Annotated in this window: 18 protein-coding genes; 10 read left to right on the top strand and 8 right to left on the bottom strand. The window is 54.7% G+C overall.

Annotation, left to right across the window (positions count from 1 at the left end; translation table 11 throughout):
- Positions 1 to 11: 11 nt before the first annotated feature.
- The 3 genes from betA to betI are packed head-to-tail and all read right to left on the bottom strand — an operon-like array spanning position 12 to position 3,801.
- Complete coding sequence (gene betA, locus EL29_RS08650) at positions 12 to 1,694, bottom strand: choline dehydrogenase (RefSeq protein ID WP_019105110.1); 1,683 nt, start codon at positions 1,692 to 1,694, stop codon at positions 12 to 14.
- A 23-nt stretch (positions 1,695 to 1,717) separates the two neighbouring features.
- Positions 1,718 to 3,190 (bottom strand): betaine-aldehyde dehydrogenase, encoded by a 1,473-nt coding sequence (gene betB / locus EL29_RS08645; protein ID WP_019105111.1) that lies wholly within the window; start codon positions 3,188 to 3,190, stop codon positions 1,718 to 1,720.
- A 17-nt stretch (positions 3,191 to 3,207) separates the two neighbouring features.
- Positions 3,208 to 3,801, bottom strand: a complete 594-nt coding sequence (betI, locus tag EL29_RS08640; protein ID WP_014593862.1) for a transcriptional regulator BetI — start codon at positions 3,799 to 3,801, stop codon at positions 3,208 to 3,210.
- A 256-nt stretch (positions 3,802 to 4,057) separates the two neighbouring features.
- Here betI and EL29_RS08635 point away from each other — a divergent pair, with 256 nt between their 5' ends.
- The 3 genes from EL29_RS08635 (at position 4,058) to EL29_RS08625 (ending at position 7,902) form a co-directional block, all read left to right on the top strand.
- Positions 4,058 to 6,088: a choline transporter gene (locus EL29_RS08635; RefSeq protein WP_013026042.1), complete on the top strand. Its 2,031-nt coding sequence runs from the start codon at positions 4,058 to 4,060 to the stop codon at positions 6,086 to 6,088.
- A gap of 131 nt (positions 6,089 to 6,219) precedes the next feature.
- The gene (locus EL29_RS08630) at positions 6,220 to 7,587 is read left to right on the top strand and encodes an MFS transporter (protein WP_019105112.1); all 1,368 of its coding nucleotides are present in this window, start codon (positions 6,220 to 6,222) and stop codon (positions 7,585 to 7,587) included.
- Between the two features lie 96 nt (positions 7,588 to 7,683).
- Positions 7,684 to 7,902, top strand: a complete 219-nt coding sequence (locus tag EL29_RS08625) for a DUF1272 domain-containing protein (protein WP_013026040.1) — start codon at positions 7,684 to 7,686, stop codon at positions 7,900 to 7,902.
- Between the two features lie 147 nt (positions 7,903 to 8,049).
- Here the strand turns inward: EL29_RS08625 and rsmF are convergent, their stop codons facing one another.
- The 3 genes from rsmF to yebS all read right to left on the bottom strand — a co-directional run bounded on the left by rsmF (position 8,050) and on the right by yebS (position 13,407).
- Positions 8,050 to 9,477 carry a 16S rRNA (cytosine(1407)-C(5))-methyltransferase RsmF gene (gene rsmF, locus EL29_RS08620; RefSeq protein ID WP_028715233.1) on the bottom strand — a complete coding sequence of 476 codons (1,428 nt, stop codon included), beginning with the start codon at positions 9,475 to 9,477 and terminating at the stop codon, positions 8,050 to 8,052.
- A 77-nt stretch (positions 9,478 to 9,554) separates the two neighbouring features.
- Positions 9,555 to 12,194 (bottom strand): PqiB family protein, encoded by a 2,640-nt coding sequence (locus EL29_RS08615; RefSeq protein ID WP_028715232.1) that lies wholly within the window; start codon positions 12,192 to 12,194, stop codon positions 9,555 to 9,557.
- Positions 12,163 to 13,407: a membrane integrity lipid transport subunit YebS gene (gene yebS, locus EL29_RS08610; RefSeq protein WP_013026037.1), complete on the bottom strand. Its 1,245-nt coding sequence runs from the start codon at positions 13,405 to 13,407 to the stop codon at positions 12,163 to 12,165. Before yebS ends, EL29_RS08615 begins: the two co-directional genes overlap by 32 nt.
- Positions 13,408 to 13,618: 211 nt before the next feature.
- On the opposite strand from yebS, the gene msrC reads away from it, so the two are divergent.
- The 4 genes from msrC (at position 13,619) to htpX (ending at position 18,113) form a co-directional block, all read left to right on the top strand.
- Positions 13,619 to 14,119 (top strand): free L-methionine (R)-S-oxide reductase MsrC, encoded by a 501-nt coding sequence (gene msrC, locus EL29_RS08605; RefSeq protein ID WP_013026036.1) that lies wholly within the window; start codon positions 13,619 to 13,621, stop codon positions 14,117 to 14,119.
- Between the two features lie 96 nt (positions 14,120 to 14,215).
- Positions 14,216 to 14,917 carry an RNA chaperone ProQ gene (proQ, locus tag EL29_RS08600; protein ID WP_013026035.1) on the top strand — a complete coding sequence of 234 codons (702 nt, stop codon included), beginning with the start codon at positions 14,216 to 14,218 and terminating at the stop codon, positions 14,915 to 14,917.
- A 19-nt stretch (positions 14,918 to 14,936) separates the two neighbouring features.
- Positions 14,937 to 16,982, top strand: coding sequence for a carboxy terminal-processing peptidase (gene prc, locus EL29_RS08595; protein ID WP_014605697.1), 2,046 nt, complete (start codon positions 14,937 to 14,939; stop codon positions 16,980 to 16,982).
- A 249-nt stretch (positions 16,983 to 17,231) separates the two neighbouring features.
- On the top strand, positions 17,232 to 18,113 hold the full coding sequence (htpX, locus tag EL29_RS08590; protein WP_013026033.1) for a protease HtpX: 882 nt from the start codon (positions 17,232 to 17,234) through the stop codon (positions 18,111 to 18,113).
- Positions 18,114 to 18,161: 48 nt separating this feature from the next.
- Here the strand turns inward: htpX and EL29_RS08585 are convergent, their stop codons facing one another.
- Positions 18,162 to 19,523, bottom strand: coding sequence for an MFS transporter (locus EL29_RS08585; protein ID WP_015700193.1), 1,362 nt, complete (start codon positions 19,521 to 19,523; stop codon positions 18,162 to 18,164).
- 185 nt (positions 19,524 to 19,708) lie between these two features.
- On the opposite strand from EL29_RS08585, the gene kdgR reads away from it, so the two are divergent.
- On the top strand, positions 19,709 to 20,503 hold the full coding sequence (kdgR, locus tag EL29_RS08580) for a DNA-binding transcriptional regulator KdgR (protein WP_013026031.1): 795 nt from the start codon (positions 19,709 to 19,711) through the stop codon (positions 20,501 to 20,503).
- 30 nt (positions 20,504 to 20,533) lie between these two features.
- Here kdgR and EL29_RS08575 read toward each other — a convergent pair whose 3' ends face one another.
- Positions 20,534 to 20,770 carry a YobH family protein gene (locus tag EL29_RS08575; RefSeq protein ID WP_013026030.1) on the bottom strand — a complete coding sequence of 79 codons (237 nt, stop codon included), beginning with the start codon at positions 20,768 to 20,770 and terminating at the stop codon, positions 20,534 to 20,536.
- 221 nt (positions 20,771 to 20,991) lie between these two features.
- Here EL29_RS08575 and EL29_RS08570 point away from each other — a divergent pair, with 221 nt between their 5' ends.
- Positions 20,992 to 21,264 carry a YebO family protein gene (locus EL29_RS08570; RefSeq protein ID WP_033765958.1) on the top strand — a complete coding sequence of 91 codons (273 nt, stop codon included), beginning with the start codon at positions 20,992 to 20,994 and terminating at the stop codon, positions 21,262 to 21,264.
- A gap of 18 nt (positions 21,265 to 21,282) precedes the next feature.
- Positions 21,283 to 22,287 (top strand): MBL fold metallo-hydrolase, encoded by a 1,005-nt coding sequence (locus EL29_RS08565; protein ID WP_028715231.1) that lies wholly within the window; start codon positions 21,283 to 21,285, stop codon positions 22,285 to 22,287.
- The last annotated feature ends 397 nt before the right edge of the window (positions 22,288 to 22,684 follow it).

The raw sequence follows: 22,684 nt of genomic DNA, 5'->3' as shown, positions 1-22,684 counted from the left end.
CGTAGAAAACCTTACGCTGGGCGCGCGGGTTCCGTACGAACGGGCGCTTCGCCCGCCACATAGTAGTCAGCCGTGCTGCGTGGCAGAGCATCAAGTCCACGAATGCAGTCGGCAATTTTTTCACCGATCATAATGGTGGTCGCATTCAGGTTACCGGTAATGATCAGCGGCATAATTGAGGCATCGACAACGCGTAATCCCTGGAGTCCGTGAACGCGGCCTTCACCGTCAACGACCGACATCTCGTCATTGCCCATTTTACAGGTGCCGCAGGGATGATAGGCCGTTTCGCCGTGATTACGGACAAACTCATCCAGTTCTTCATCGGTCTGGCATTCAATGCCCGGACTGATTTCACGTCCGCGGTATTTATCCAGGGCCGGCTGATTAATGATCTCACGCGTAATGCGGATGGCATCGCGGAATTCGTGCCAGTCCTGCTCATGTGACATATAGTTGAACAGGATCGCAGGATGGCGACGTGGATCGCGCGATTTCAGGCGCACATGACCCCGGCTCGGCGACCGCATAGAGCCAACGTGACACTGGAAACCGTGCGCATCTACCGCATTTGACCCGTTATAGTTAATCGCGACCGGCAGAAAATGGTACTGAATATTCGGCCAGCTAAACTCTTCGCGGCTGCGAATAAATCCGCCTGCCTCAAACTGGTTGCTTGCCCCGACGCCGGTGCCGTTAAACAGCCATTCCGCGCCAATCTTAGGCTGGTTCCACCATTTCAACGCCGGATAGAGCGAGACCGGCTCTTTGCACTCGTACTGCAGGTACATTTCCAGGTGATCCTGCAGATTTTCACCCACGCCTGGCAGGTCATGTACCACCGGAATATCGAACTGGTTCAGCAACTCGGCTGGACCCACGCCGGAACGCTGCAGGATCTGAGGGGAGGCAATGGCCCCTGCACACAGCAAGACTTCACGGCGGGCGTGAACCGTATGCAGCGTATTGCTGTCGCCGATCAGGTACTCGACACCTATTGCACGCTTGCCTTCAAACAAAATGCGATCGGTCGTGGCATGCGTAACGATTTTCAGGTTGGCACGATTTTTCGCCCTGTCCAGATAGCCGCGCGCGGTGCTTGAACGACGACCTTCAGGCGTGACAAAGCGGTCCATTGGACCAAAGCCTTCCTGCTGATAGCCGTTAAGGTCATCGGTACGCGGATAGCCAGCCTGAACGCCTGCCTGAATCATCGCCTCAAACAGAACGTTATTGCCTTTCTTCGGCGTGGTCACGCTGACCGGACCCTCTCCGCCGTGGTAATCGTTGGCGCCCGTATCACGGGTTTCTGATTTACGGTAGTAGGGCAGACAGTCCAGGTAGCTCCAGTTTTCCAGACCGGGCATGGTCGCCCAGTTGTCCAGATCCATGGCGTTACCGCGGATGTAACACATGCCGTTGATCAGTGATGAACCGCCCAGGCCTTTGCCTCGGCCACACTCCATCCGGCGGTTGTTCATGTAAGGCTCAGGTTCCGTTTCGTAGGCCCAGTTGTAACGTTTTCCCTGCAAAGGGTAAGCCAGTGCCGCAGGCATCTGGGTTCGGAAATCAAAACGATAGTCGGGGCCGCCCGCTTCCAGCAGTAAGACATTCACATTGCTGTCTTCGGTCAGTCGGGTAGCCAGGACATTCCCTGCGGATCCGGCTCCAATGATAATGTAATCAAATTCCATTCGTCGCTCCTCAGGTAGGGGGATTAAAATACAGACTGAAAACGCGTCAGTTCTACCTGAACCGACTTCACCTGGGTGTAATTTTGCAGCGTCATCAGGCCGTTTTCACGTCCCACGCCAGAGTGCTTATAGCCACCAACCGGCATTTCGGCGGCAGATTCACCCCAGGTGTTAATCCAGCAAATACCGGCTTCAATCTGATGGATCACGCGGTGCGCGCGGTTAAGGTCTTGCGTGACCAGGCCGGCAGCCAGACCGAATTCGGTGTCATTGGCCCGACATATCACTTCGTCTTCAGAGGTGTAGCTCAGAATTGACATCACAGGACCAAAGATCTCCTCACGGACAATCTTCATCTCGTCACGGCAGTCGCTGAATACGGTGGGTTCAACCCAGGCGCCCTGATCAAAGCCTTCGCCCGTTAAGCGTTTTCCGCCACACAGCACACGTGCGCCTTCTTCAACGCCAGAGGCGATAAAGCGCATGACGTTGTCGCGGTGGCTAAAGCTGACCAACGGACCAAAGTTAGTCTCAGGATCGCGCAGGTCGCCCGCTTTGATGCGCGCAACGCGCTCAAGAATTTTGGCTTCAAACGCCGACTGCAGCGCGGCGGGAATAAACACGCGCGTGCCGTTAGTACACACCTGGCCTGAACTGTAAAAGTTAGCCATCATGGCGATATCCGCGGCGAGATCGAGATCGGCATCATCAAAGATGATCAGCGGTGACTTACCGCCCAGCTCCATCGTAACGTCTTTCAGCGTAGAACCTGCCGCGTTCGCCATTACCTTCTTACCGCTGACGACGCCGCCGGTGAACGAGACTTTATCAATGCCGGGATGTTCGGTCAGCAGCTGACCGGTCACCGCGCCGGTTCCCGGCAGCACGTTGAACACGCCATCCGGCACGCCCGCTTCCGTGTAGATTTCAGCCAGTTTCAGGGCCGTCAGTGGCGTGACTTCACTGGGCTTGAAGATCATGGCGTTGCCGGCGGCCAGAGCAGGCGCTGACTTCCACAGCGCGATCTGGATTGGATAGTTCCAGGCACCGATGCCCGCAACAACGCCCAGCGGTTCGCGGCGGGTATAAACAAACGAGGTATCACGCAGCGGAATTTGCTGGCCTTCCAGCGCAGGGATCAGCCCAGCGTAATATTCCAGTACGTCGGCACCGGTCACGATGTCCACGCTGGAGGTTTCACTGAACGGCTTACCGGTATCAAGCATTTCCAGCTCAGCCAGCTCATCATTGCGCTCGCGCAGGATATCAACCGCACGACGCAGAATGCGTGAACGTTCCATTGCGGTCATCGCTGCCCAGATCTTTTGTCCTTTTCTGGCAGCGGCGACGGCACGATCGACATCCTCGCGTCCGGCGATCTGAACATCAGCCAGAACCTCACCGTTGACCGGATTGATGCTCTGGAAGGTTTCTCCAGAGGTGGCGGCAACGTAGGTACCATTGATGTAGAGTTGTTGCTCGTTGAATCGGGACATAATTTCTCCTGGTTCCGTTACTCGTGTTCGCCAGCTAACTGCTGACGAATGAATTGGGTGGTCAGTGTTCGGGCGGTGGCGGCGTCAAACGGCTTGCCACTCAACGCGGCGCGTAACCACAGACCGTCGATCATGGCCGCCAGCCCGTACGCGGCAAGACGGGCCTTTTCCTTTGGTAACTGGCGGCGAAATTCAACCGCTAAAGAGGAAAACAACCGCCGGTGGCTGACCCGTTCCAGACGTTTGAGCTGCGGCTGATGCATGCTGCTCGACCAGAAATCAAGCCAGGCTTTCATTACCGCACGTTCGATCTGACTTTCGTCGAAGTTGCCGTCAACGATAGCGCGCAGCCGCACCTCTGCTGAGGCCTCTGTCAGGGACGCCAGTCGACTCGCGACCGCCTCACGTAGCTGACGCGTCACATCGCGCATGGTGGCTTCCAGCAGGCCGTTCTTATCCTTGAAGTAATGACTGATGATGCCCGTTGAAACCCCTGCGCGCCGTGCAATCTGGGCAATGGTGGCATCATTAATACCCACCTCATTAATTGTTCCCAGCGTTGCATCGATCAGCTGCCGACGTCGTATTGGCTGCATCCCTACCTTTGGCATGACTCTCACTCCAGCCTGAAACCGAACCCCTATTTAAACTTTTTTTGATTGGATGTTCAATATAAATAGAATCCTTGTTAGGATGATGTGTCCTAAAAGTTGAGTAAGTGAAGCGGTAAGTGTGGCAGATTTGCTAGTTTTGACCAGAATGTAACAGCAGGAAACGAAGCGTAAAAACACACGACGCCGGGACGCCGGATTATCCAAACAGGATGATCCCTTGCAAAATTTACACGCCAACAACCAGAGGTAAACGATGACGAGTCCACCTAGTAGTGAAAAAGACAGAATCAATCCTGTAGTGTTTTATACATCGGCGGGATTGATTCTGACCTTTTCACTCATCACCATTTTGTTCAGTAACGAAGCCGCAGGCTGGATCCTCAAGGCAGTCAACTGGGTATCTTCCGCGTTCGGCTGGTATTACATGCTGGCGGCCACGCTCTACATTGTGTTTGTGATTTACATGGCCTGTTCCCGTTTCGGCTCAATCAAGCTGGGGCCGGAGCAGTCAAAGCCAGAGTTTAGTGTACTGAGCTGGTCGGCGATGCTGTTTGCTGCCGGTATCGGTATCGACCTGATGTTTTTCTCGGTAGCCGAACCTGTTTCGCAATATATGCAGCCGCCGGAAGGTGCAGGGCAGACCATGGAGGCGGCCCGCCAGGCGATGGTCTGGACGCTTTTCCATTACGGCTTAACCGGGTGGTCAATGTATGCCCTGATGGGGATTGCGCTCGGCTACTTCAGCTACCGGTATAATCTGCCGCTCACCATTCGTTCGGCGCTGTATCCCATTTTTGGCAAGCGCATCAACGGGCCGATTGGGCACACGGTTGATATCGCCGCCGTTATCGGCACGATTTTCGGTATCGCCACCACGCTTGGCATCGGTGTTGTGCAGCTCAATTACGGGCTGAAAGTGTTGTTTGATATTCCGGAAGGGTTAACTGCCCAGACCGCGCTGATCATTTTATCGGTGGTTATCGCCACCATTTCAGTGACCTCCGGTGTGGACAAAGGTATCCGTATTCTGTCGGAACTGAATGTCGCCCTGGCGCTCTGCCTGATTCTGTTTGTTCTGTTTGCAGGCAACACCAGTTTCCTGCTGAATGCGCTGGTGCTTAACGTGGGAGACTACATCAACCGCTTTATGGGCATGACGCTGAACACCTTTGCCTTTGACCGGCCAACGCAGTGGATGAACAGCTGGACGCTGTTTTTCTGGGCCTGGTGGGTTGCCTGGTCTCCGTTCGTCGGCCTGTTCCTGGCGCGTATCTCTCGCGGCCGTACCATCCGTGAATTCGTTCTGGGTACGCTGGTGATTCCTTTTACCTTTACGCTGCTGTGGCTGTCCGTATTCGGTAACGCGGCCCTGTATGAAATTATTCACGGCGACGCCGGTTTTGCACAGGAAGTCATGACGCACGCCGAACGTGGCTTCTACAGCCTGCTGGCGCAGTATCCGGCGTTTAAGCTGAGCGCATCGGTCGCCACCATTACCGGCATGTTGTTCTACGTCACCTCTGCGGATTCCGGATCGCTGGTGTTAGGTAACTTCACCTCAAAGTTGAAAGACATTAACAGTGATGCCCCCAACTGGCTGCGTATTTTCTGGTCGGTAGCCATCGGTGTCCTGACGTTAAGTATGCTGATGACCAACGGCATTACCGCGTTGCAAAACACGACGGTTATCATGGGGCTGCCATTTAGCTTCGTGATCTTCTTTGTGATGGCGGGGTTGTATAAATCACTTAAGGTTGAAGATTACCGCCGCGCCAGTGCTTCACGGGAAACTGCACCCTATCTGGCCCATGCGACCGATCGTCTGACCTGGAAAAAACGCCTGTCGCGCCTGATGAACTATCCTGGCTCGCGTTACACGCTGAAGATGATGGAAGAAACTCTCTTCCCCGCCATGCAGGAAGTGGCGAAAGAGCTGGAGCTGCGCGGGGCTAAGGTTACGCTGGACAGGGTTGCGGCCAATGACGAACATCCCCTGGGTTATCTGGACCTGCGGGTGCAGCTGGGCGAGGAGCAGGATTTCCTCTATCAGGTCTGGCCTCAGCAGTACTCTATACCGGGCTTTACCTACCGCGCGCGTAGCGGAAAATCGACCTATTACCGGCTGGAAACCTTCCTGCTGGAAGGCAGTCAGGGCAATGACCTGATGGACTACAGCAAAGAACAGGTGATTATTGATATCCTCGATCAATACGAACGCCATCTTAACTTTATCCATCTTCATCGTGAGGCACCGGGAAACAGTATTACCTTCCCCAACGCCTGAGTCAGCAGCCCGTAAGCCAGGTGGTTTACGGGCTTTTTTTATAGTCGGAATTGTCCCGACCTAAACCGTGGCAAAATCAACTATGGTTAACTCTGACAGGACACCGACCAACGGGGTAGACAGGGAGTCGTATGCGAAAAATACTCAGAACATTTCTGCCGCTTTATACCACGACGCTGTTAATGCTGCTGGGTTCGGGCCTGCTGACCACCTATGTGTCACTTCGCCTGGCGCATGAAGCGGTAAACGGAGCCCTAATCGGCGCGATTATTGCCGCCTATTACATTGGCCTGGTGATTGGTGGAAAAGTGGGACACAACCTGATTGCCCGCGTCGGCCATATTCGCGCTTACGTCGCCTGCGCCGGGATTATCACCGCCTCGGTAATAGGGCACGGGCTGACGGACTTTATACCGCTGTGGGTTTTCCTGCGTCTGATTATTGGCCTGTGCATGATGTGTCAGTACATGGTGCTGGAGAGCTGGCTCAATGACCAGGCGGAATCTTCCCAGCGCGGCCTGATTTTTGGCTTCTATATGGTGGCGACCTACCTTGGCTTAAGCAGCGGTCAGGTGGTGCTGACGCTGCAAAGCGGGTTTGGTATTAACACGCTCCTGATCGTGGCGCTCTGCTTTGCGCTTTGTCTGGTGCCCATTGCGCTGACGACGCGCACGCACGTCCGGCCCATGTCGCCTGCACCGATGGAGCTGGGCTATTTTATTCGCACCATTCCTAAGTTGCTCAGTACCACCCTGTTAACCGGCATGGTTGTCGGCGCGTTCTATGGTCTGGCGCCGGTCTATGCCAGCAGCAAAGGGTTCAGCGACGCGCAGACCGGTATCTTTATGAGCCTGACCATCTTCGCCGGACTCGTCTCGCAGTTTCCGCTCAGTTGGCTGTCCGATCGCTATGACCGCCAGCGGCTGCTGTTTTATATCTCACTGGTTTTGATGCTGGCCTGTTTGCCGCTGGTCTTGCTGCCAAATCTTCCCTTTAACTGGGTACTGGGTATCGCGTTTGTCGCCAGCATGGTGCAGTTTGCGCTTTATCCTTTACAGGTTGCCCTGGCTAACGATCAGGTGGCTGCCGAGCAGCGCGTTTCCCTGACGGCCTGTTTGCTGATGGCATTTGGCATCGGGGCCAGCATCGGTCCCTTGTTGGTGGGTACATTGATGCAGCCCTTCGGCAGCAACCTGCTCTATCTGTTCTTCACCCTGTGTACGCTGCTGATTGCCGCACTGAGCTTCATGAAAACGCCGCAGCCGTTACCCACCACCGAAGTACCCCTGCCGCACGTGGTGTTGCCAGACAGCCTGGCGACATCGCCCTTAGGCGCGGCGCTTAATCCGGTGCTGGAAGACGAGGCGATTCAGGCGGCGATGGTCAACAGTGATGAGATAAACGAGGACGAGGAAGGCGGCGAAGATGATGGCGGGGACGAGAATGATGACGACCCTGGCACGAATAAGACGCTGACTCAGTCATCTCCGCCCCGATGAACAACGGCCCTGAACGTGCCGCTGGCACGATGAAAATCCTCGACAAGGTGCGCGGGTTTTGTCACGCTGAAAGCCGAAATCGCCGAGGAAGATGCCATGCTGGAACTGCGCCCTAACTGTGAACGCTGTGATATTGATTTGCCTGCGGCATCCCACGATGCGCGCATCTGTTCGTTCGAGTGCACGTTTTGCGCCGCCTGCGCTGAGCAGCACCTTAAAGGGCGGTGTCCGAACTGTGGCGGTGAACTGGTCCGGCGTCCTGTCCGGCCTGCCGCTAAGCTGCTGACGCACCCGGCCAAAACGCGTCCCGCCTGAGGTCGTGACATCACAACGCCGGCTTCTGCCGGCGTTCTTCCGTTCTCATTACCGGCTGTCTTGCCCGCTAACCTCCCCGAATCACCCCCTTTGCAAGGTGAAAATGGGATCATTTGGTGACAGTGTCACAAAAGGCGAGTGGGGCGATTACCGGAACAGCCTGCCGTCGCGTACCAGCTCGCGGGGATAGCTGTTTTTAATACGGCTGCCAACACGTTTAGCCAGCCCGAGCGGCTGATCCTGATAGGTCACTATCATTTCATCCCGCGAGGGGGCGCTTTCAGGATAAATATCGCGACCGCGATACCACTCTTCGGCTTCAGCTTCGTTTAGCGCAAACGTCTGGTCGGGGCGCGGGGACGCAAGGGCAATGACGGCCTCGTGTTGCCAGCGATAGCCTTTTGCAAAGGTTTCGGCCAGCTTCAGGCCAATCCGCGAAAAACGGACCTTACCTAACAGCGGTGTCACACCAGCCGGGAACAGCCAGATCTCCTTATCGCGCTGCCAGAGCTGAAGGTTGTCATCCCACTGAATCGCCACCTGCGCCGCCGACTGTACAATCTCGCTTTCCAGTTTGCGACTGACGTGGCTGAACGGCAGCTTACCGACTTTATAGGTCGGTTCAGGTAGCCGTGTGACAGAGGCCGTTTTACGCAAGCAGGCGACAAAGAACCCTTCGCTGTCGAACAGGTGCGGGAAAACGTGAAGATAACCTTCAGGCGTCGCGGCCCGCTCCGCCCCGGCAAACAACCCATTCAACGGGGCGATTTCAACGGCGTCCGGATAGCGCGCCAGCAGCCAGGCGACAACCTGTTGGTTCTCAATCTGATTAAGCGTACAGGTAGAGTAAACCAGCGTACCGCCGGGCTTGAGTGCGTGGAACGCGCTTTCGATAAGGTCGCGCTGAGTCTGCGCGATAGTCTGCGTGCTGGTCAGCGACCAGTTTTTCAGGGCATCAGCATCTTTACGCATGACGCCTTCACCCGAGCAGGGCGCGTCCAGCAAAATGGCATCAAACTGTTCCGGCAGCGCAGGCCCAAAGACGCGGGCATCAAAGTGGGTCAGGGCGCTGTTGGTTACGCCGCAACGGGTTATGTTGGCATGAAGCACTTTGACCCGGCTGGCGGAAAACTCGTTGGCCAGAATAACGCCCCGGTTGTGCATGCAGGCGGCAATCTGGGTGGTCTTGGAACCGGGGGCAGCAGCCATATCCATGACGCTCATGGCATCGGGCTGGGCCGCAAACAGTGCTGTCACCGGCAGCATTGAGCTGGCTTCCTGGATATAAAACAGGCCGCTCAGATGCTCCGCAACGCTGCCCAGCGGCAGGCTTTCGTCCTCGCGATTTATCCAGAATCCTTCCGCACACCAGGGAACCGGCGTCAACTGCCAGCCGTAATGCGCGGTTTGTGTCAGAAAGTCACTAACGCCGATCTTTAAGGTGTTAACGCGCAGGCTGCGACGTAATGGCTGCAGGCTGATGTCAATAAACTGCTGCAGGTCAGTATCATCGGGCAAGCTCTGGCGTATCAGATCGAGGAATTCGGCAGGGAAGCGTGAGGCGGAGTCGGACACGGATAAGTTCTCTTTGAGGCAAAGGCGGCAGTGTAGCACGCCAAAAGAAAACGGGCAGCCTGGGCTGCCCGTATGGCTTAAGGTTGATTCGGGTCGGGGATCGCCGTTCCCCAGTTACGCCAGTCTTTAGGCGGTTCATCCTGCAGCAGGAAGTGTTTGTTTGACGTTGCCTGAGGTGCCAGCGGCACGGTCGGCGGCGTAGCAAACTGAATACCGCCACGGATAAACTGCTGGAAGGTGCCGGTTTTCACCACGCCGCCAATCAGGCCAAAGTCCAGGTTATAGCCCGAGGCCAGCCAGAACACCGAATTGTTGCGGACCAGATGCTGGTATTTCTTACTGATACGCAGCGCGATTTGTACACGGTCTGCCATATTCCCCAGCGATGTACCGGTCACCGTGCCCACTTCTACCCCGCGGAACAGCACCGGCGTACCCAGCGACAGGGAACCCGCTTCGGTCGCATCCACATAGATGTTCAGGCCGTTAAGGTAACGTGAATCCGTGATGGTGCTTTCCTGCAGCTCAAAGGTGCGCGCGCCACGGCCTTTGCCCGGATCGACGTTGACATAAGGCTGGAGGATCGTTTCCAGATGATTTACACCTGCGGCAGAAATTTCTGGCGATACCACCGAGAAACGGCTGTCGACGCGGGCAAAACTCTGCACATATTCAGGGTAAAGTACGGCCTTCGCCACCACCTGATTGTTGTCATCGCTCAGCGACAGCGACTCGATTTGTCCCACATTGATACCGAGGTAACGAATTGGCATGCCGGCGGACAGCTTGCTGGCGTCATAGGTATGTAACGTAATCTGGCTGCCCACGGCCCGTGCAGCCGTTTCAGACGGATAAAGCACGCGCTTCGCGCCTTTATCAATTTTCGCGCCCGTCAGGTTGTCGAAGCTAATGGCGCCTTTCAACGCCCGGTTTAGCGGCGAGGCCTGCACGGTTAACCCACTGCCGTTAAGCTGAACGCGTGCGCCGCCTTCTGCCCAGAACACACTTTCAGCAGAGAGCAGTTTGCGGTATTCCGGTTTGATGTGGACCGCGATATCAAACGCATCAGCGCGCGGGGTGACTTGCGTAATTTCACCGACCTGGAATTTACGATAGAGCACAATTGAGCCGGCCTGAACGTCTGGCAGGCTTTTCGCCGTCAGCATCAGCGTGGTGGATGGGCCATCGCCGGTAATGCCTTCTTCCGCGCGTTCAGCATCGGCAAAGAGGGGATAGGCCGTCTTAGGTGCGCCTTGTTTACCCGGCTCCAGACGAATACCGCCATCGACCCACTCGCGGGCGCTGGCGCCCAGCACCTGCATGCCATCCAGGCCGAATTTCACGTCAAGGCGACTGTTCACAATGAATTTACTGTCGCCGTGGACCAGTTGGCGCTGGTCAGGATTGACCGCGACAACAAAATTAACGCCGTTTGCATCCAGATCCCGGGAAATTACCTGACCAATTTTTAGTCCGTGCAACATCAGGGGTTGGCCGGCATCGATGCCGTAGCTTTCGGGGGCGCTCAGTTTCACGGTGAGAACATTGGGTTGCTGCAGCAGCGTTTTATTGGGTGCGACCACCGTAAAATGCTGCTGCGGTGCACCATCGCCAGGCACCAGCTCAAAGGTGTTACCGGTCAGCAGGCTGCTCAGGCTGGTATCCGTGAGGCTGAGTTTGGGGCTGCGCATCTCAATACGCGTGCCTTCACGCATCAGTCCCACGACAGAGGGATCGATCGTCATCTCACCGGTCACTTTACCGCCATCCTGCAGATTCAGTTTGGTCAGGGTGCCGACTTCTAAGCCCTGATACATCAGCGGCGTACGGTTGGCTGAGAGATTATTCCCGCTGGGCAGATCCAGCGATATCAGCACGCCACGCTGGCTGTGAGCCAGGTCGGGATAGAGCTGATAGTTCTGATCGGTTTTGGCGGCTTCCGCGCCCTCAGGCGAGTCAAAGGCGATAGCGCCGTTGACTAAGGCTGACAGGCTTTCTAGCTGTACTCTGGCCCCGCTCAGGCTGACGTCTGCATTCATTCCTGACACATTCCAGAAGCGGCTGCTGGTTTTCACCAGGTTCACGAAGCGCCGCTCAATCAGGACGTCAATCGACACGCCGTTGTTCTGATTGTTAATGCTGTAATCGTAGACACGGCCCACCGGGATTTTGCGGTAATACACTAACGAGCCAGTGTTCAGCGAGCCGAGGTCGGATGAATGCAGGTGAATCATGAGCTCACCGGTATTCACGCGGTATTTCGGTTGGGTATCCAGCGCGGTAAAGGTGTCACTTTCTTTACCATCGCCTGGCATCATGCCGATGTAGTTCCCCCCCACCAGCGCATCCAGACCGGAAACCCCCGCCAGTGAGGCTTTTGGCGTGACCAGCCAGAACTGCGTATTTTCACGCAGCGCATCGCGCATGTCGCTCTTAATGCTGGCCTTGATCTGAATCTTTTTGTAGTCGTCGCTAAGATTGATGCCCTGCACAGTACCGACTTCCACGCCCTGATAGCGGATAGGCGTGCGGCCGGGCACGATGCCATCGGCCGTCTGGAAATTGATGGTGATGGTCGTGCCGCGCTCTTGAAAATTGGTCCAAAGCAGCCAGCCCGCAATCAGCATTGCGATAATGGGCAGAAGCCAAAAAGGTGAAATTTTACGCTTGTTGCGCAGCGTAGCATTAGTCGGTGTAGTCGGCGTTTCCTGTTGCATGTGCATCCCAGAGCAGGCGGCTATCCAGCCACTCAACGGCCATAATGGTCAGGATCACTGCCGCGCCAAAATAAAACGCAGCGGGTCCCATGGTAAAAGCCAGTAGTTGATCGCGATTGACCAACGACATGGTTAGTGAAATGACAAACAGATCCAGCATAGACCAGCGTCCAACCCAAGTCACAAAACGTAGCAGACGAATGCGGGTTTTCAGGCCTTGTTCGCAGCGGAAATGGATACTGAGCAGGAGCGCCAGCATCACCAGCACTTTGGTGAAGGGAACCAGAATACTGGCGATAAACACCACGGCTGCGACGGGCACGTTACCGGATGCCAGAGACAGGATGCCGGAGAAGATCGTGTCTTCACGGCGCGATCCGTTCAGGTACACCACCGAAATCGGCAACAGATTGGCGGGAATCAGCAGCACAATTGACGCGATAAGGGCGGCCCAGGACTTTTGTAAGCTGTGGCGGCGTCGAAAATCAAGCGGCGTATGACAGCGCGCGCAGCGGCCGCGGGCGTCAGGAATATCGGTGTAGTGGCAGTTAAGGCAGACCTGAAGATCGTCACGCCGCGTCACCTGGTGCGACTGGGGATAAAAGTGCTCCCAAAGCTGCTCCATGTTCAGATGAATCAACGTAATGACGCTCAGCACGGTTAGCGCCACATAGGCGACCAGCCCATAGCCTAATTCGAGGTCGGCGTAATCCTGGACTTTTATGGAGGCGACGGCGATGCCAATCAAAAAAATATCCAGCATCACCCACTCTTTGAGCTTATCGAGCATCAGCAGCACCGGGCGCAGATTCATCCCTAAACGCTCACCCAGGGCCAGATAGCCAATGCCTGCCACCAGCGTCACCGGCGCGCCGATAGTACAGAACGCCACCATCGAGGCGGTCAGGACATTGCCCTGTAGCGTCATCTGAACGATACCTTCCAGTACGCTGGCGTCAATGCGCATGCCCAGCAGGCGAATGTCGATAAGCGGCATGCTAAAAGCAAAAGGCATCAGCACCAGCATCGTGGCCGCCATCGCCAGCAGACGTGTCATTGACCAGTCGCGGCCGCTCACAATTTGCGCGTTGCAGCGGGGACAGTGGGCTGACTGATACGATTTCACATCTGGTAAGGAAAAAAGGGTATCGCATTGCGGACAACGCTGATAACGTGCCTGAGGCAATGTCTGGCTGATAGCGTGAATTTTCATAAATTAGTGCATGTTTCGCTTATTGTGATTAACGCAAAGGGTCAGTAAGACATCGCCTGGGTACCTGTCTCGGGTATCACGCTTCGATCCACAGAATGTTAAGGTTATAGTAACTAACGCTATGATTCACCTTATGGCTATGGATTTTTAGTGCTTATTTTTAACAAGCGGAGTGGTTAGCCGCTCGGATGTCACTGGTAACGGTTGAATAATGAACAAAACTGCCTTTTACGCCGATTTAGATCGCGATATGCGCGCCTTACTGGCGGGAGAAACGGCGTTCCTCGCTGCAATGGGTAATTTTAGCGCGCTGTTGTATGAACGTCTCGAAGGCGTGAACTGGGCAGGTTTCTACCTGCTAACGGAAGCCGATACGCTAGTTCTGGGCCCTTTCCAGGGGAAAATCGCCTGCGTGCGCATTCCCGTGGGCAAAGGGGTTTGCGGCACCGCACTGGCGCAACAACAGGTGCAGCGTGTTGATGATGTCCATGCTTTCCCTGGCCATATCGCCTGCGATGCCGCCAGTAATGCAGAAATTGTGATTCCTCTGAAAATAAACGGTCAGGTTGTCGGCGTACTGGATATCGACAGTGTGGAATACAATCGCTTTGATAGTGAAGATGAAAAAGGGCTGGTCGCCTTGACTAACGGGCTTTGCGACGTGCTCGCGAACAGTGACTTAGAAAAATATTTGCAGCTGACGCGTAGCTAATCGACTGGATTGCATGGCATTTGGCGATGTTGTCATTATAATGTCGCCTGTTCATGCCTGCTCTGGTCGGCAAACCCGTAGTAATCAGGAAATTTCATGGAAAATCAACCTAAGTTGAATAGCAGTAAAGAAGTCATTAGCTTTCTGGCGGAGCGCTTTCCGCACTGCTTTAGCGCTGAAGGCGAAGCGCGTCCGCTCAAAATCGGTATCTTTCAGGATCTGGTAGAGCGCGTTCAGGGCGAAATGAACCTGAGCAAGACGCAGTTGCGTTCGGCCTTGCGTCTTTATACCTCTAGCTGGCGCTATCTGTACGGTATCAAAGCGGGTGCCACCCGTGTGGATCTCGATGGAAACCCCTGTGGTGTTCTTGATGAGCAGCACGTGGAGCATGCCCGTAAGCAACTCGAAGATGCCAAAGCGCGTGTTCAGGCACAGCGCGACCAGCAGCGAGCCGCTCGTCGCGAAGCCGGTGAAGGCGAAGAGGGTGCCAGCGCACCACGTCGCCCACGCAAGCCTGCTCCGCGTAAACCGGCAGAAGGTGAGGCCGCGCGTAAGCCGCGTCCACAGTCTGCTGAGCGTCCTACTGCATCGCAGAATCGCAAACCGGCACCACGCCCGGAGCAGCAGGCTAAACCCATCACTGATACCTCAACTTTGCAACCCGGCCAGAGTATTAAAGTTAAAGCAGGCAAAAGTGCGATGGACGCAACCGTTCTGGAAGTGTCGAAAGACGGCGTCCGGGTACAGCTCGCTTCCGGCATGGCAATGATTGTGCGCGCAGAACATTTGCAGTTCTGAAACGGAGGCTGACCCCGGCATGAACACCCTTTTAAAAGTTGGATTGATTGCGGGCCTGCTGTTGTCAGGCCCTTCCTTTGCGGCCGAGAACATTACACGTGCCGATCAAATTCCACAGCTGCATGAAGATCCGCAGGATGCGACGGTAAGCGAGCGCGTGACGTCGCGTTTTACCCGTTCTCACTATCGTCAGTTCGATCTTGACGGCGCCTTCTCGGCCAAGATTTTTGACCGCTATCTCAATATGCTCGACTACAGCCACAACGTGTTGCTGGCGTCGGACGTTGCACAGTTTGCCAGCAAGAAGACCCAACTGGGTGATGAGCTGCGTAGCGGTAAGCTGGATATTTTTTACGATCTTTATAATCTGGCGCAAAAACGCCGCTTTGAGCGCTATCAGTATGCGCTTACGGTGCTGGCGCGTCCGATGAACTTTACCGGCAATGACACCATCGATATTGACCGTTCTAAAGCGCCCTGGCCGAAAGACCAGAGTGAGTTGAATGCGCTGTGGGACGCCAAGGTCAAATACGATGAGCTGAGCCTTAAACTCGCCGGTAAAGACGAAAAAGAAATCCGTGAAGTGCTGACCAAACGTTATAACTTTGCCATCCGTCGTCTGGCGCAAAGCAACAGTGAAGATGTATTCCAGCTGGCAATGAACGCTTTTGCCCACGAAATCGATCCGCACACCAACTACCTTTCACCGCGTAATACGGAGCAGTTCAACACCGAAATGAGCCTGTCGCTCGAAGGGATTGGTGCCGTGTTGCAGATGGATGATGACTATACCGTTATCAACTCTATGGTGGCCGGTGGTCCGGCGGCGAAAAGTAAAGCGATCACCGTTGGCGACCGCATCGTCGGCGTCGGTGAGCCTGGCAAGCCAATGGAAGACGTTATCGGCTGGCGCCTGGATGATGTGGTCGCCAAAATCAAAGGGCCGAAAGGCAGCAAGGTTCGCCTTGAGATTCTGCCTGCTGGCAAAGGCACTAAGACCCGTATTGTGACCTTAACGCGTGAGAAAATCCGTCTGGAAGATCGCGCGGTTAAAATGAGTATTCACACTGTCGGTAAAGAAAAAGTCGGCGTGCTCGATATTCCTGGCTTCTACGTTGGCCTGACCGATGATGTCAAAGTGCAGTTGCAGAAGCTGCAAAAGCAGAACGTTGACAGCATCGTCATCGATCTGCGCACCAACGGCGGCGGCGCACTGACCGAGGCGGTTTCGCTTTCTGGCTTGTTTATTCCAAGTGGCCCGGTTGTTCAGGTCCGTGATAACAATGGCCACGTGCGTCAGGATAGCGACAACGACGGCATCGTTTATTATAAAGGCCCGCTGGTAGTGCTGGTTGACCGCTTCAGTGCTTCTGCATCAGAAATTTTTGCAGCGGCAATGCAGGATTATGGTCGTGCGCTGATCGTCGGCGAGCCCACCTTTGGTAAAGGCACCGTTCAACAGTACCGGTCACTGAACCGCATTTACGATCAGATGCTGCGTCCGGAATGGCCTGCGCTGGGTTCGGTGCAGTATACGATTCAGAAGTTTTATCGTATCAATGGCGGCAGTACGCAGCGCAAAGGCGTGACGCCGGACCTGTTGATGCCAACTGGTGTTGAAGCGGCGGAAACGGGCGAGAAGTTCGAGGACAATGCGTTACCGTGGGACAGCATTACGGCCGCGACGTACACCCGCACAGGTGATGTCAAGGCGCTGGCACCACAGCTGACCAAAGAGCACGATGAGCGCATCGCTAAGGATCGCGAGTTCCAGTACATCATGAAGGACATCGCCCGCTTTAACGCCATGAAAGACAAGCGCAACATTGTGTCGCTCAATCTTGCCCAGCGCGAGAAAGAGAACCACGAGGAAGATGCGCTACGTCTGGAACGCATTAACGCGCGCTATCAGGCTGAAGGTAAAAAGCCGCTGAAGAGCCTTGATGATTTGCCGAAAGACTATAAAGAGCCCGATCCTTATCTGGATGAAACGGTAAAAATTGCCAATGACCTGGCGCAGCTGGAAAAATCCTCACCTGAGGCACCGGCAGCCAAAACTAACTAACGGCATAACCCGGGTTACCCAAGCACCGCCCAGCGCGGTGCTTTTTTTTATCATTAATTTGGCAGTGATAAGCGTCGTTAATGTGTTCGTCTGAGCGGTTTCCGACAGGTTGCGCGAAAGGTTGTGTCATATTGTAAAGTTATGTCTTTTTAGACACTTAAACGTTAAGGTCGCTTGAAAACCCGCACAATGCTCATAGGATATGTATCCGCGCATGAGCGCATGAACTACTGAGGAAGATTAACCGTTATGATGCGTATTGCTCTTTTCCTGCTGACCAACCTGGCTGTGATGTTGGTATTCGGGCTGATTCTCAGCCTGACAGGAATCCAGTCAAGCAGTGTTCAGGGCCTGATGATAATGGCAGGCTTGTTTGGCTTCGGCGGTGCGTTTGTCTCACTGTTGATGTCGAAGTGGATGGCGCTACGTTCAGTTGGCGGTGAAGTGATTGAGCAACCGCGCAACGAAACCGAGCGCTGGTTAATTGACACGATTGGCCGACAGGCACAGCAGGTCGGTATTGCTATGCCCCAGGTCGCTATCTATCACGCGCCGGATATCAACGCGTTTGCAACCGGTGCGCGACGTAATGCCTCGCTGGTGGCGGTTTCTACTGGCCTGCTACAAAACATGAGTCGTGATGAAGCGGAGGCGGTGCTGGCGCACGAGGTGGCGCACATTGCGAATGGCGACATGATCACCATGACGCTGATTCAGGGTGTGGTGAACACCTTTGTTATCTTTGTGTCGCGTATCCTGGCACAGATTGCGGCGGGCTTTATGTCCGGCAACCGTGATGGCGAGGAGAGCAGCAACGGAAATCCGCTGGTCTACTTTGCTGTCTCGATGGTGCTTGAACTGGTATTCGGTATTCTGGCCAGCATCATCACGATGTGGTTTTCACGTCATCGTGAATTCCATGCCGATGCCGGCTCGGCCAAACTGGTGGGCCGCGAAAAAATGATTGCGGCTTTGCAGCGTCTGAAAACCAGCTATGAGCCGCAGGAACCCAGCAGCATGATGGCGTTTTGTATTAACGGAAAAGGAAAATCATTTAGCGAACTCTTTATGTCGCATCCACCGTTAGATAAACGTATCGAAGCGCTGCGCAGCGGTGAATACCTGAAGTAACCCTCACGAAAAAGGCGACGGCAACGTCGCCTTTTTTTATCGCTGAACTCAGGCTTTCATTCGTGACAGGCTGAGAAGGGCAGCGACGGTAGAGAATCCTCCCGCTAATAACAGCGAGGCATGGGTTCCACCATTTCCCATCAGATTGAACATCAGCGCGACCAGCGCCGCGCCGCTGCTCTGGCCCAGTAATCGCGCCGTGCCTAACATACCGCTGGCACCGCCGCTGCGGTTGCGCGGCGCAGCAGTGACGATTGTATGGTTGTTTGGCGACTGAAACAGGCCAAAACCGGCTCCGCACAGCATCATGCGCCAGATAATATCCATGTCGTCAGGTTGGGCAGGCAGCCGGGCCAGCAGTAACAGCCCGCTGGCAAACAGTGCCAGACCAATGCCGCCGAGCAGACCGGCATGGACCCGCTCAATCAAACGGCCCGCAATGGGTGAAAGCAGCATGGTAGCAAGAGGCCAGGGCGTCAGCAGCAGCCCTGTTGCGACTTCATCGCGACCCAGTACGCTTTGCAGATAAAAAGGCAGAGAGACCATCGCCAGCATTTGTGCACAGAAAGAGCAGACGGAAGTGCAGATCGACAGCGCGAAAATGGGAATACGCAGCAAGTCAACCGGCAGCAGCGGCACCTCCATCCTTAACTGACGACGGATAAAGAAATAACCGACCAGGATGATCACCACAATTTCGCTGGCGATCAGCCAGTGGGGCTGTCCCTGCGCAAATCCCCCCAGAGCCGAAATCAACAGCCCGAAAAAAAGCGCATTCATCACCGCACTGGTGATATCGAACTTCTGGGTTTTTGCCCGTTGTGGGTTATCGGGCAGATAACGCAACGCCAACCAGAGTGTCACTGCACCCAGCGGCAGGTTAATCAGAAATAACCAACGCCAGCTGGCAACAGAAAGAATGGCTGCCGCGACGGTGGGACCGGCAGCGGTTGAGATCGCCACCAGCAGTGCATTGATGGCAATGCCCCGACCCAGATAGCGAGGAGGATAGATAATGCGTATCAGCGCTGTATTAACGCTCATGACCGCAGCACCGCCAAGCCCCTGCAAGACACGCGCAACGGTCAGCATCGTCAGCGTGGATGACAGCGCGCAGAACACCGATGTCGCGGCAAAGACCACCAGGCCGAACTGATAAACGCGGCGGTATCCAACGATATCGCCCAAAAAGGACAGCGACAGCAGTGAAGCCACAATCGCGATTTGATAGGCGTTAATGACCCAGACCGACTGGGCCGGGCTGGCCTGCAGCTCACGTGAAATGGTTGGGAGAGCCACATTGGCAATTGAGCCGTCTAACACCGCCATGATGAGGCCAATGGCGATTGTCAGAATAGCCCAGTACCGTTGTGGCACAGGAAGTCCGCCGTCAGAAGAAGAGAGTGACATAGAGGCTAATATTAAAGAGTGTGAATATCATCATGCTAATCAATTGGCGGACAAAATGCACCGCGCCGGAATGAAAAATATATTTTACAGATGTTACAGACCTTGAAAGTTTGCCGGAGCGAGGCGCCGCAATCTATACTGCAACCCCGTTCCGTTTTTTTTGAAACACGTATTCAAGGTGAGCAATGGTTCCTGATTCAAAGGACAAACAACCTGATTCTGTCTCTTCGGTGCAAAAGGTGTTTGGCATTTTGCAGGCCTTAAGCGAAGAGCGCGATCACGGTATTACCGAACTGGCTCAGCGGCTGATGATGTCTAAAAGCACCGTTTACCGTTTCCTGCAAACCATGAAATCACTGGGCTATGTCGCCCAGGAAGGGGAAAGCGAAAAATACTCACTGACGTTAAAACTGTTTGAGGTGGGATCGAAAGCGCTGCAGAACATTGACCTGATCCGCAGTGCCGATGTGCAGATGCGTGAACTGTCCCGGTTAACCAAAGAAACGATCCATCTGGGCGCGCTGGACGAGGACAGTATTGTCTATGTCCATAAGATCGATTCGCTGTATAACCTGCGCATGTCGTCACGTATTGGCCGCCGCAATCCGCTGCACTCAACCGCGCTGGGTAAAGTGTTACTGGCGTGGCGCAGTCGGGAAGACATTAACGACATTTTGCAGCGGATAACCTTTACCATTAATACCGCGAATACGCTTTCTGACGCCGGCGCGCTTATTGACGTCCTGAGTCAGGTCAGGAAGCAGGGTTATGGTGAGGATAATGAAGAGCAGGAAGAGGGCGTTTGCTGCATCGCCGTGCCCATTTTCGATCGTTTCGGCGTGGCCGTCGCGGGGCTGAGTATCTCTTTTCCTACGCTGCGCTTCCCGGCATCGAACAAGCACACTTACGTGGCAATGCTGCATGAGGCGGGACGCCGTCTTTCCGCTGAGCTTGGTTACCACGATTACCCTTTAAACTGAAAAAGCGGGCCGTGGCCCGCTTCAGTGCGATCAGTTATCAATCACGTCGCCACTCTTTTTCAACAGCGGGCAGTCGGTAACGCCCACGACGCCGCTGTCGGTGTGCAGATATTGTGCCGTGATCATGCCCCGTGCGGTCAGGTAGTTACACTTCAGGCCCAGACCTGCGGCATTCTTGTTACTTCCGGCCAGCACGCCATATCCGGTAAACAGCATGGCCAGCCAGATGATTCCCACAACAACAATTGCCCGAATGAACAGTTTCATTGTATCTCCTTATGATACCCAACGCAGTGTTCCAGTGACTGCTGCTTAACATGATGTACAGGGGCAGCATGCCTCGCTTTTAAAAGGGATGCGATCAGAGATAACTGAAAGAAGCAGATTGATACACATCATTTACGTCACCATTATCTTTTACTGCGCCACAGGGTAGAATGGCGGGTCGTCCCCTTTATTGTGATTTCACCTGGTATCTTGAGGCAGTTATGAATGAGTTAGCCGCTAATGCGGGTCCTGTGGTCAGCTTTGGCGTGATGGGAATCGTGCTGATTGTGGCATTGATGCTATGGTTCTATGTTAACCGCGCCAGCGTTCGGGCAAATGAACAGATTGCGTTGCTGGCGTCACTGTTAGAAGAGCAAAAGAAACAAAACGCGCTGCTTAAGCGGCTGATCGAGAAGCAAACGGGTGCCGCCGAGCAAAAAGCGGAAGAGCAGGCGGAAAGCAATGATTTTATTCGCCTGATCCCGGAACGTTAAATCCTGCATGGAGGCCGGATGGCCTGGAAAAATCCCTGGTATGACAGCAGTAAACCCCATCATACGCCGGAGGGGTTTCGCAACCCTGAACCTGATATGCGCCAACAGGGTGACCTGAAGCGCTGGCGTAAGGAACGTAAAGCGCAGGGATTACCGCATCCGCCTCAGCAGGGCTATGATGGTTTTAGGGCGCAGTGGTGGCAACCCGCCGACCTGAGCGGTGACGACGATCGCATCTGGTGGCTGGGCCATGCTGCGCTGCTGTTGCGGCTGAATCAACGCTATATTCTGATTGACCCCGCACTTTCCCGGCGGGCATCGCCATTGCCGTTTCTGGGGCCGGAACGCAAAACCCCTTCGCCGCTGACGATCGACCAGTTGCCACATCTGGATTACGTGTTGATCTCCCACAGCCATTACGATCATCTGGATAAGCCGACCATCAAGCAGATCGTACGCCACTTTCCAGAGGCGGTTTTTGTGGTTCCGCTGGGTCTGGCTGACTGGTGTCAACGCCGTGGCGTGAAGCAGGTACATCAGCTTGACTGGTGGCAGCAGAAAGCCTTCGAGGGTATTCAGTTTCATGCGGTTCCGGCCCGCCACTGGAGTATGCGCACGTTAACTGACCGCAACCGGTCATTGTGGTGCGGCTGGGTCATCCACACTGCGTCGCTGCGCTTTTGGTTCTCGGGGGACAGTGGCTACACTGAAAACCTTCATGCCATTGCCGCGCGTCTCGGGCCGTTTAATCTTGCCGCGCTGCCCGTCGGTGCCTATGAACCCCGCTGGTTTATGGCGGGGCAACATATGGATCCTCAACAGGCGGTGTCGCTCTGGCATGCAATAGGGCAGCCTCTCACGATCCCTGTTCACTGGGGCGTCTTTGAACTTGCTGATGAATCGCTCGATGCGCCCCCGGCAGAATTGCTGCGGGTCTTACAACAACGTGGGGAAGCAAGCAGGCATTTTACGCCCTGGCAGATAGGCGAGAGCCGCAGCCTGAGCTATATCGACCAGGCGTAGTCAGAGGTAATAACCTTTCCTTCTGACGTCACGGGATTCTGGCTGAAATCAATATTCCTTCACGGCCCCCGGCAGGCGTAATTCAAAAAACGCCTGCATGCAAGCTGTAAGTGATTGCGTTAACGCTCAACTTATGATTTTACTGGAAATAAAATTTATATTTGTACGAAATAGAATTTATTGTACAAGCCTGCTGCAATAGTTTACCCGCGCTTCACTTATCGGCTCCTTTATTTGGTGCAACTTTGCCATATTAGTGCAATGTTATTTTTTTAATGTTATCCCTCTGGCTGGACGGCCGAGACGGCGTCAGATATCACCCTGTCTGGGCAGAAAAGCATTATATTATAGGGTTGTTGTGACTATTAGTGGCGTTCAGTACACAGGCTTATGTACC

This window comes from Pantoea ananatis LMG 2665 (assembly GCF_000710035.2).
In the GTDB taxonomy this organism is placed as follows: Bacteria; Pseudomonadota; Gammaproteobacteria; order Enterobacterales; family Enterobacteriaceae; genus Pantoea; species Pantoea ananatis.
Note: the sequence above shows the minus strand (reverse complement) of the source record. Positions and strands in the feature narration are given on the sequence as shown.